This window comes from Streptomyces sp. WM6386, from assembly GCF_000972385.1.
In the GTDB taxonomy this organism is placed as follows: Bacteria; Actinomycetota; Actinomycetes; order Streptomycetales; family Streptomycetaceae; genus Streptomyces.
Window position 1 is genome coordinate 102559 of the sequence record NZ_JXTE01000022.1, and the last position, 10801, is coordinate 113359.

Annotated in this window: 7 protein-coding genes and 1 pseudogene; 6 read left to right on the forward strand and 2 right to left on the reverse strand. The window is 71.1% G+C overall.

Annotation, left to right across the window (positions count from 1 at the left end):
- The first annotated feature begins 29 nt into the window (after positions 1-29).
- Positions 30-1310, forward strand: coding sequence for a TerD family protein (locus tag TN53_RS16295; protein ID WP_234441607.1), 1281 nt, complete (start codon positions 30-32; stop codon positions 1308-1310).
- A 7-nt stretch (positions 1311-1317) separates the two neighbouring features.
- On the opposite strand, the gene TN53_RS16300 is transcribed toward TN53_RS16295, so the two are convergent.
- Both TN53_RS16300 and TN53_RS47830 read right to left on the reverse strand, forming a co-directional pair.
- Positions 1318-2541: a helix-turn-helix domain-containing protein gene (locus TN53_RS16300; RefSeq protein ID WP_199924587.1), complete on the reverse strand. Its 1224-nt coding sequence runs from the start codon at positions 2539-2541 to the stop codon at positions 1318-1320.
- 12 nt (positions 2542-2553) lie between these two features.
- A complete protein-coding gene (locus tag TN53_RS47830) occupies positions 2554-2706 on the reverse strand; it encodes a hypothetical protein (protein ID WP_199924585.1) in 153 nt (50 codons plus the stop codon).
- Between the two features lie 368 nt (positions 2707-3074).
- Here TN53_RS47830 and TN53_RS16305 point away from each other — a divergent pair, with 368 nt between their 5' ends.
- The 5 genes and pseudogenes from TN53_RS16305 to TN53_RS16325 all read left to right on the forward strand — a co-directional run.
- On the forward strand, positions 3075-4052 hold the full coding sequence (locus TN53_RS16305) for a DUF3068 domain-containing protein (RefSeq protein WP_046259202.1): 978 nt from the start codon (positions 3075-3077) through the stop codon (positions 4050-4052).
- A gap of 199 nt (positions 4053-4251) precedes the next feature.
- On the forward strand, positions 4252-5439 hold the full coding sequence (locus TN53_RS16310) for a glycosyltransferase family 4 protein (RefSeq protein WP_046259203.1): 1188 nt from the start codon (positions 4252-4254) through the stop codon (positions 5437-5439).
- Positions 5436-6251: a class I SAM-dependent methyltransferase gene (locus tag TN53_RS16315; RefSeq protein ID WP_095046519.1), complete on the forward strand. Its 816-nt coding sequence runs from the start codon at positions 5436-5438 to the stop codon at positions 6249-6251. Before TN53_RS16310 ends, TN53_RS16315 begins: the two co-directional genes overlap by 4 nt.
- On the forward strand, positions 6248-10450 hold the full coding sequence (locus TN53_RS16320; RefSeq protein ID WP_046259204.1) for an alpha-(1->3)-arabinofuranosyltransferase domain-containing protein: 4203 nt from the start codon (positions 6248-6250) through the stop codon (positions 10448-10450). The genes TN53_RS16315 and TN53_RS16320 overlap by 4 nt, the downstream gene beginning before the upstream one ends.
- Positions 10447-10801 (forward strand): annotated as a pseudogene (locus tag TN53_RS16325) (condensation protein); the annotation flags it as partial. The gene TN53_RS16320 and the pseudogene TN53_RS16325, both read left to right, overlap by 4 nt.

A 10801-nucleotide genomic window follows, 5' to 3' on the forward strand; every position in this document is an offset into this window, starting at 1 on the left:
CGTCACGTCGATGGGTGGGGGGAGTCGCTGTGCCTGAGCTTCTCAAGGGCGGGAACACCGTGGTGGGCTCCGGGCCGCTGACCGCCGAGCTGCACACCGTGGGTGATCCGGTGGATCTGAGTGCGCTGCTGGTGGGGGCGGACGGACGGGTGCGGTCCGATGGGGATCTCGTGTTCTACAACCAGCCCTCGGGTGAGGACGGGGCCGTGCGGCATGTCGGTGCCGATGGTTCCGGGCCCGAGCGGGTGGTCGTGGATCCGGCCGGGCTGCCCGCGGACGTGGACCGGGTCGTGCTGGTCGGCAGCTGTGATCCCGACAACGCCGCCCGCACCTTCCGTGAGGTCGATGAGGTCACCGTCCGGGCCCATCAGGCCAACGGTGATCCCGTGGTCTTCCGTGCGCCCCCGCTGACCGACGGTGAGCGTGCGGTGCTGCTCGTGGAGCTGTACCGGCGGGGCGACGGGTGGAAGCTGCGGGCCATCGGGCAGGGGTACGCCGAGGGGCTGGCGGGGCTGGCCACGGACTTCGGGATCGATGTGTCCGAGCCGGAGGCCGAGACGCCTCCCGCACAGGCACAGGCGCAGTCGCTGTCGCAGGCACCGGCGCCCGCACCGGCACCGGCACCGGCACCGACCAGTCTCGTCAAGCCCCCGCTCGGCAAGGTCAGCCTGGACAAGGGCGGCCAGGTTTCGATCAGTCTGGACAAGTCGGACCGCGAGCTGGTCGTCACCGTGGCCCTGGAGTGGGACGGCGGCAGCGACAAGCGGCGCCGCCAGGGCGCCGACCTGGACCTGTACGCCCTGTTCGTGCCCGCCTCGAAGGTCCGGCGCGGACCGCGGGATCCGGGCACCTTCGTCAAGAAGGGTCCCATCACCAAGGACCCGGACGTCGTCTACTACAAGAACCTCGGCTCCCTGAAGGAGCCGCCCTACGTGCAGCTCGACGGTGACTCCCGCACCCCCGGCCGCGAGACGGTCCGCATCGTCCGGCCCGACGAGCAGGGCTATGTCCTGCTGTGCGCCTACTCCGCCGTCAGCAACGGCTTCGGTTCCTTCAAGAGCTTCGGCGCCAAGGTCGTCGTGGACGACGGCCGCGGATCCAACGTCACCGTGCCGCTCTACGAGAACACCTCGACCCGTTTCTGGGTGGCCATCGCCCTCGTCGACTTCACCGCTCCCGACGGTGCGGCGATCCACCACGTCGAGGCGTACAGCAGCCGCATGACCGAACGCCGTCCGTTCCTGCACCTGGACGGCACGATCCAGATGAACGCGGGGCCGGTGGAGTTCAAGCGCCGGTCGGACTCCTGAGGCGCTCCTAGGGCTTACCCGGCGACTCCCCCAGCACCCCCCTCAACCGCTGCGCCCTGAGCACCAGTTCCAGCTCGAAGCGCCGGTCCGGGTCGTCGATCTCCGCGCCCCAGAGCTCACGGATCTGACGGAGGCGGTAGCGGACCGTCTGAGGGTGGACGCCCAGCCGGGCGGCCACCTCCGGGGCACCACCACGGGTCTCCAGCCAGGCCAGTAACGTCTCGGCGAGGCGGCGGCCGTGCGTGGGGCCGCAGTGGGCCAGGGGGGCCAGGCAGCGCAGGGCGAGGTCGTCGATCAGTTCCTCCGGCTGCAGGAGGACCAGCGCCTCCGTGTGCTCCGTGCAGTGCAGCACCTCACCCGACGGCAGCAGACGGCGTTCCATCAGGCGTACGGCGGCCTCGGCCCAGCGCAGCGACTTCGCCGCGTCGGCCAGCGGGACGGGGGGTCCTATCGCGCCGGACCAGCCGGTCAGGGCGCGGTGGAGGAGTTCGGGGCGACCCGCCGCGTCCGGTTCGGGGACGACCATGCGTGGCAGTTCGTACTCCATGTCCAGGAGCACTTCCTGGCCGACCGCGGGCGGTACCGCCTCCCGTGCCGGGCGCAGCAGGACGCCGACGGCGACTCTCTCGGGGAGCGGCCAGCCGATGCGGGCGGCGCGTTCCGTGAGGGCCTCGGCGGGGTCGCCGTGCCGGTGGCGTTCGACCAACAGGAGTTCCATCAGGCGGCGTTGGAGCCGGAGCCGTTCGCCCGCCTGGCGGGCCGCCGCCTCGGCGTAGCCGCGGACCGACTGGTCGACGAGGCCGTCGAGGTACTCGTAGCCCGCGTCGACGAGTTCGTACATCGCCGGCGGCGGGATCTCGACGCGCTGGCCGATCTCGGCGAAACGGCGCCAGGCCAGGCGTACGCCCATGCGGTAGATGGCCTGGAGGGAGTCCAGGCTGCGGCCGTTCAGTCCCTCGCCCCGGCCGAACTCCTGGAAGACACCCGGGGGGACCGAGGGGCGGCCCTCCGCGGTCTCCAGGTGCTGGACGAAGACCTCGATGGCGCGGCGGATGCCGACGAGGGCCATCGGCTCGCCCGACTCGTCGAGGACGACGGGCAGATGGGGGTACTCGCGGCGGATCTCGCGCAGGATCTCCTCGGCGAGCGCCGGTGCCTCCGCCATCGCGATCTCCGCGAACCGGCGCACCTGAAGCCGGGGTACGTCGAGCCAGGCCGACCGGGAAGTCACCGCCGTCACGGCTCAACTCCCCTGACCTGCTTGCTCGTACGTGATCAAGGGCGTGTTCGGCTGGTCGGGCGTCGCTTCGAGCAGCGCGACAATGCCGAACGCGGCCCCCACGGCGAGCGCGGCGGCGGCCACGACGGTGAGTGCGGCGGCGAGCAGTCTGGACATCGCAGGGTCAGCCTTTCAGTGGCGGGGTCCTGTCGTCGGATTCCCGTCGTCCGCCCGAAGGGCGGGCCTCGCGGCGTCTGGTGCTCCCCCAGAGGGGGCACCCCCAGATCGCAAGGCGCCGGAGCGTCCGCGTGGCGGAGCCACGTGGGCGGTTCGGCAACGCGGCGAGCGTGCGTGCCAGACGCCGCGAGGCAGGCGGGAATCCGACGACAGGACCCACGTTCCGGCGGTTGTCCCCACCCCGGCAGTCCACCCTGTCTGTCCGCCCCAGTGTCGACAAGACATTGACACTCCGTCAAGGGCGGCCTACGGTTCCCGGCCCATAGAGCGGCCCGAACTCCGTACCCTCACGCCCCAGGAGTAGCCGGATGCGCCGTACAGCCTCTCCTTTCTCTCTGATTCTGCTGGGACTTGGCACGTTTCTGCTGGTCCTGGCGCCCATGCTGGCGTGGTACGTGACCCCACGGGCCGCGGTGAACCCGATCGACATCGACCAGACCGCCGTCTACAAGGGCACCGGCAGCGTCTTCGACACCGACAAGGTCGAGACCGTGGACGGCCAGACGATCACCGTCACCCAGCGGGTGCGCGGCAACGTCGAGGACAGCGAGCGCAGCGGTGACGCGGTCTGGGACGTGACGACCACGGTCGACACCGACAAGACCCTGCCGGCCGCGGATCCGCACGACGCGCTGGACTTCGTACCGCACCGCTGGGTCATGGACCGCAGAACCACCAAGCCCGTCCACTGCTGCGGCGAGAAGCCGTACATCGAGGGCGAGGCGTATCTGAAGTTCCCCTTCGACGTGCAAAAACGCGCCTACCAGTGGTGGGACAACACCCTCGGCAACACCATCGTGCTGAGCTACCGGGATACCAGGAAGGTCCAGGGGTACACGGGTTACCGGTTCACCGGCACGGTCGCCCCGACGAAGGTCGGCACCCGGATGGTGCCGGGCAGCCTAGTCGGCCGGCCGGACAGCCCGCAGGTGCTGGCCGAGGAGTGGTACTCCAACCACGGTTTCGAGCTGGTCGTCGACCAGCGCACCGGCCGCGTGATCTACGCGCAGACCGGGCCGAAGCGGACCCTGCGGGCGCCGGGCGCCAAGAAGGACGCGGTGGTGCTGCTGGACAGCGAGAAGATCGCCTTCACGACCGCGACGCAGCAGGACGCGGTGAAGAAGGCCGAGCAGGACAGCGGTCAGCTGAAGGCGATCGGCGAGACGGTGCCGATCGGTGCGGCTGTGCTGGGGTTCGTCCTGGTGGTGGCCGGTTCCGTTTTGGTGGTACGCGGGAGGCGCCATCCTGGTTCATCCGATACGCCCGATTCCCCGCTCACGATGTGACTGGACGTCAGCTCTAATAACGCCGGAAATTGTCACCTCGGTGAGTAGCCACGGCGAACGGGTGGGCGAAAACTGTCCACCCCCACCCGAGCACAGTCCACCCACATGACCCTCGCAGTAAGCACTCAAACCCCCCACAGGAACGTAAAGCTCTCCCCCACGCTCAAAGTTCCGCACCCTGAGACGAGTTGGAGCGCACATGCCCCAGCACGTACCACCCTCTCCCCCAATCTCGACTTCGCTCGAGCGGGGGGACCCCCATCACGCCGCCTCGCCCCGGGCGTCGCAGCACCCCTCGGTGCTCCCCCCACCCCCGCGCCGAATCGTTTTCCTTGCCCATCGTGATCTGGGCAACCCGGCCGCCGGGGGCTCCGAGCTCCTGGTCGACCGGCTCGCCGACGGCCTCACCGGGCTCGGCCACCAGGTCACCCTGCTGTGCGGCGGTCCCGCGTCGTACCGCGACTACCGGGTCGTCTCCGCGGGCGGCGAACTCGGTCACTTCCTCCGTGCCCGTTCGGCCTTCTCCCGCCAGGTCGGCGACTGCGATCTGCTGGTCGAGGTCTGCAACGGGATGCCGTACTTCGCGCCCGTCTGGCACCGCGGTCCCACGCTGTGCCTGGTCAACCATGTGCACACCGATCTGTGGAAGATGCGGTTCGGCGGGCCGATGGCCCCCGCCGCGCGCCTCGGCCGAAGACTCGAACACTGGGCGCTGACCGGTGCGCAGCACCGGAGTCTGCTGGTGGCCGTGTCCCCCTCGACGGCCCACGCACTGCGCGGGATCGGCGTCGAGCGGGACCGTATCCGTGTCGTGCACAACGGAGTGGAGGAGCCGGGCCCGCGCGCGGACCGCTCCCCCGAGCCGCTGTTCGTGGCGGTCGGCCGGCTCGTCGAGTACAAGCGCATCGACCTGCTGCTGCGGCTGTGGGAGCGGGTACGGCCCGTGACCGGCGGCCGGCTGCTGATCGTCGGCGACGGTCCCGAACGGGAGCGTCTGGAGCAACTCGCCGGTCCTGGCGTGGAGTTCACCGGCCATGTGTCCGAGGCGGAGAAGCACCGGCTGCTCTGTGCGGCGTGGCTGCTGCTGCATCCGTCGGCGGTCGAGGGCTGGGGTCTGGTCGTCACGGAGGCCGCGGCCCGTGAGACGCCGACGATCGCCTTCGACGTACCCGGTCTGCGGGATTCCGTCGTGGACGGGGAGACGGGTGTGCTGGCGCACGGCGAGTCCACGTTCGCGGCGGCCTGGTGCACGTTGGCCCTGTCGGGTCATCGCCGTGAACTGATGGGCAAGACGGCCCGAGATCATGCGGCGCGTTATCGCTGGGATCGGACGGTGAGACAGTTCCGTGCGGTCGCCGCCGAGGCGGTGAGGAGCTGGGCGCCATGACGCGGCTGCGGGTGCGTCGTGGCTGGTCGCGCACGCGCGGCGGCAGCCGCACATCAGACACAGCCCCGCGCCCCTATCGGGGCGCGTCCAAGGATCCCTCGTTTCGACGTTCCCTCGCACTTTTCCGAGCCTTCCTTCACGAACAGGACGACCCCTCCGCCTGCTACGAACTCCTCGCCCGCGACTCCGTCGACCAGGTCGAGGCCTACGACGGTCCCGTCGCCGGCCGTACGGTCGTCGACGTCGGGGGCGGCAGCGGGTGCTTCACCGAGGAGTTCCGCAGACGGGGTGCCCAGGCGTACCTCTTCGAGCCCGACATGGCGGAACTCGGTCCCAAGCCGACCGACGGGGCCGTGATCGCCGACGGATACCTGCTGCCGCTGTACGACGGGGTCGCGGACGTCACCTTCTCCTCCAACGTCCTGGAGCATGTCGCCGATCCGCAGACCTTCGTCAGTGAGCTCGTACGGGTCACGCGGCCCGGTGGGCTGATCTATCTGTCGTTCACCAACTGGCTGTCCCCGTGGGGCGGCCATGAGTGGGCGCCCTGGCACTACCTGGGCGCCGAGCGGGCGCGGGCCCGCTACCGGCGCCGTACCGGAAAGGCCGCCAAGCACACCCTCGGCGAGAACCTGTTCGCCGTGCACATCGGCCCGACCCTGCGGCAGGTGCGCGCCCGCGACGATGTACGGGTGGTCTCGGCGCGCTCCCGCTACTGGCCGTTCCTCGCGGAGACCGTCGTCAAGGCGCCGGGTATCCGCGAGGTCGCCACCTGGAACCTCCTCCTCATCCTCCGGCGGTGTCCACGATGACGACGTCCACGGTCCAGGCCCCTCCCCCGGCGGCCGTACCCTCCACCGCGCGTATGTCGGGCCCGCCGGAGGGCCCGCGGTCGCGGCGCTGGCTGCTGGGGTTCTGGGCCGTGGTGTTCGTGCTGTTCCTGGCGGTGCACCCGGGGCGGCAGACCTTCGACACCAAGCTCGGTGTCACCGTCGACCCGGGCCGGTTCTTCTCCGACCTGGGCCAGCTGTGGCAGGACCAGGGCGGTTTCGGCGGGATCTCCGACCAGTACACCGGCTATCTGTGGCCGATGCTGCCGTTCTACTGGCTGGCCGACGCCGTACAACTGCCGGTGTGGCTGGCCGAACGGCTGTGGATGTCGCTCATCGTCTCGGTCGCCTTCTGGGGCGCCCTGCGGCTGGCCGAGCGGCTGCGCATCGGCAGCGGCGCCTCACGGCTGCTCGCCGCCGTCGCCTACGCGCTGTGGCCGGTGTTCACCATCGTCATCGGCTCGACGTCGGCGGCCGCGCTGCCGGGTGCCGTCCTGCCGTGGGTGCTGCTGCCGCTGGTCGACGAGCGGTACAGCGCCCGGGTCGCCGCCCTGCGCTCGGCGGTGATCATCCCGTTCATGGGCGGCGTGAACGCGGCTTCGACCCTCGCCTCCCTCCTCCCGGTCGGGCTCTATCTGCTGTCCCGACCGCCCGGGCCACGACAGCGCAAGCTGATCGCCTGGTGGGTGCCGGGCCTGGTGCTGGCGACGGCCTGGTGGTGGATCCCGCTGCTGCTGCTCGGCTTCTACGGCGAGAACTTCCTTCCGTACGTGGAGAGTTCACAGACCACGACCGAGACCATGGCGGCGACCGAGGCGCTGCGCGGCGCCGGGAACTGGGTCGCGTATCTGCACTTCGGCGAGGCCTGGCTGCCGGCCGGCTGGACCGTGGCGGCCTCGGTGGTCGTCATCGTCGGCTCGACGCTCGCGGCCGGCCTCGGCCTCGCGGGGCTTGCCCGGCGGGACATGCCGGAGCGGCGCTGGCTGACGCTCACGGTGATCGTCATCGCGCCGCTCCTGCTCGCCGGGTACGGCGGCGCCTTCGGTGCGCCCTTCCACGGGGTGGTGCAGGACTGGCTGAACGGCGGACTCGTCCCGTTCCGGAACATCTACAAGTTCCAGACGGGGCTGGCCCTGGCGCTGGTGCTGGGGCTCGCCCATCTGGCGGGGGTCGCGGCCGAGACGCGGGGCGCCCGACCGGTACGGGGGCGTCGGTTCGCGCCACTGATCGCGGCCGTGCTCATCCTGCCCGGCCTGATGTGGCCCTACCTCAACGGCTCGATCCTCACCCCGGGTTCCTTCCAGGAGATCCCCAAGTACTGGAAGGCGACGGCCGCTTGGCTGAAGGACGCCTCGCCCGACTCCCGCGCCCTGGTCGTCCCGGCGACCGCGCACGGCATCTACACCTGGGGCTCGACCATCGACCAGCCGCTCGACGTGGTCGCCGAGTCCCGCTGGGCGCAGCGCGACTACGTCCCCTTCGGCACCGCCGGCAACCGGCGCGCGATGGACGCCGTCGAGCAGGCCCTGATGAGCGGCGGCGAAGTCCCGGGCCTGGCCGACTACTTGAGCCGCTCGGGCATCTACTACGTCGTCGTCCGCAACGACCTCGACCCGGACCAGATCGGCTATGTGCCGACGACCACGGTGAAGCGGACCCTGGAGGAGTCCGGCTACCAGCGCATGAAGGGGCTCGGCCCGATCATGACCGGCGGCCGGATCATCCAGGACGCCCCCCTCGCGGTCGAGGGCCTCTACCCGAGGCAGCGGGCGGTGGAGATCTACGCTCCGGCCGAGGAAGTACCGCGCCCCGGGCATGCCGGGCTGCTGCCGGTCGCCGACACCGCCGTCGTCTCCGGCGGCCCCGAGTCCCTGCTGCCGCTCGCGACCGAGCTGCGCGGCCGGCCGACCGTGCTGACCGGCGACAACCACCCCGGCGTCGGGACCCCGCCGCTCCAGGTGGTCGGCGACGGACTGCGCCGCGCGGACACCCGGTTCGGACTGGTCAACGCCAACACCTCGTACACGTACACCAGCAACGAACGCAACGCCCCCGAGGCGGCGGAGGACGCGGGCGAGAAACCGCACCAGATCCTGCCGACGAAGGGCCTCGACCATCAGACGGTGGCCCAACTGCGGGGCGCGCGCTCGGTGTCGGCGTCCAGTTACGGCAACTGGCTGTTCCATCTCCCGCAGTACGACCCGGTCAACGCCTTCGACGGCAACCCGGACACCGCCTGGGCCGAGGGTGCGCTGGGCTCGGCGGACGGACAGTGGCTGCGGATCGCGTTCTCGGACGACGCGTACGACATGCCGTCCTCGTTCAAGGTGACACCGCTGCCGCAGGACAGCGTGCGGCCGGCGGCGACGAAGGTGCGGGTGGAGACCGAGAAGGGGTCCCAGACCACCATCCTGCGCTCCGACGGCAGCACCCAGACCATCAAGTCGCCGCCCGGGGCCACCGGTTGGATGAAGCTGACGATCCTCGACACGGTGGAACGCCGCACCGGCCTGCTGGGCGCCGGCTTCTCCGAGATCACCCTGCCGGACGTCCAGGTGACCCGGCTGCTGAGGCTGCCGACCGACGCCGAGGACACGAACGCCGGCGCCGAGTTGATCTCCCTGCACCGCACGGCCAACCCGACGGGCCTGTCCGCCACGGGTATGGAAGCAGGCCTGCACCGGCGCTTCGCGACGGCCACCGGAGGGACGTACTCGATCCGGGCGAACGCGGTCCCGGTGCCGGGCGAGCAACTCGACCGGCTGCTCTACGAGATCGCGCCCGAAGGCCAGGATCAGCGCGTGATCGCCACCGCCGACTCCACGGCGGCCCTCGGCGTCGGTCTGTCCGCGCGCAACCTCACCGACGGCGACCTGACGACGGCGTGGATCGCGGGCGACCGGCCGACGATCCATCTGCGCTGGGACGGCAAACAGCCCGTCAGCGAACTGGTGCTGGCCCCCGCGGGCGGCCTGTCCACACGTCCGACCGAGGTGAACATCAGCTCCCCGGACGGCGCGACCGTCGCCGGCGTCGACGAGAACGGCTGGGTCCGCTTCCCCGCGATCACCACCGACCGCCTCGACATCACGATCACCCAGACGGCACCGCTGACCCTCTACAACCCGATGGTCGACGAGGACCTGCGACTGCCGGTGGGCCTGACCGAGGCCTACATCCCCTCGCTCGAGACGCCCGAGGCCTCCTCTCGCACGCCCCAGCCGGGCAGCGACCGGGAGTTCTCGCTGCCGTGCGGCGAGGGTCCGGTGGTGTCGGTGGACCGCGAGCTCTACCGGACCAGCGTGAAGGGGACGGTGGGAGACCTCACCCAGCGCCGCCCCGTCGAGGTGACGCTCTGCCAAGAGGGGCGCGCCGACGCCGAGTTGGACCTCGGCTCCGGTACGCACCAGGTCGAGGCGGGGGACACCGGGCCCCTGACGCTGACCGACGTCACCCTGACGCGCGGGACGGTCGCGGAACCCACCGCCACCGGCCGTGATCTTCGGATCCGGGACTGGCTGGGCGACCGCCGCGAGGTGAACGTCGGCTCCGGTGCGGCCATGTATCTGACGACGTACGAGAACTACAACGACGGCTGGAAGGCCACGCTGGGCGGCAGGGAACTGTCGTCGGTACGGCTCGACGGCTGGCAGCAGGCCTGGCGGATCCCGGCCGGGGCGGGCGGCACGGTCAAGCTGTCGTACGAGCCGGCGACGACCTACGACGGCGCGCTGATCGGCAGCGGTGTGGCGGTGCTGGTCCTGGTCGGCCTGGTGCTGTGGCGGCGGCACGAACCCAGCCCCGACGAGCTTCAGCCGCCGCCCCCGCCGCCGGGTCTCTGGCTGGGCACGGTCGCGCTCACCGTGGTGGGGGTGGTGATCGCCGGATGGTTCGCCCTGCTGGTGCCGGCGCTCGCGATGCTGGCGCACCGGCGGCACGAGTGGCTCGTACCGATCGCGTTCGTGGCGCTGGCCGGGGCGGGGATCGCGGCCGCGACCGGGGCGGGCGAGCCGGTCGCGGCAGGCCACGGGGCTTTCGGTCATACGGCCCAACTGCTGGCGCTGATCGGGCTGTTCGCGGCGGTGGTGAGCGTGCGGGAGCCCACGGCGGAAGCCACGCCACCCGAGTCGGAGGCGCCGACGCGACAGCTGCCCAAAGTCGAAGGGGGCGAACCCGCATGACCACCGCACCCGCGCGCATCCCGTTCCCGGTCGTGGACGAGGTCTCCCGGCACTGCCTCCAGGAGGAGGAGCCGGAGACGGTCCACATCGAGGTCCATCTGCCCGGGCGTCTCGACCCGGCGGGGCTGCGCAAGGCGTTCCACGAGGCGCTGCTGCGGCATCCGCGGATCCTGATGAGGGAGGCGCGCGGGACGTGGTACCGGCGCCGGTACGAGTGGGAGCTGACCGAGCGCCCGGACGTGGAGGTGGTCACCTTCCCCGCTCCGGGGAGGGACGCGTTGCGGGACGCCCGGACCCGGGCGCTGACGACGGCACCGCCGCTGACGGACTCGCCGCCGATCAGGCTGGAGG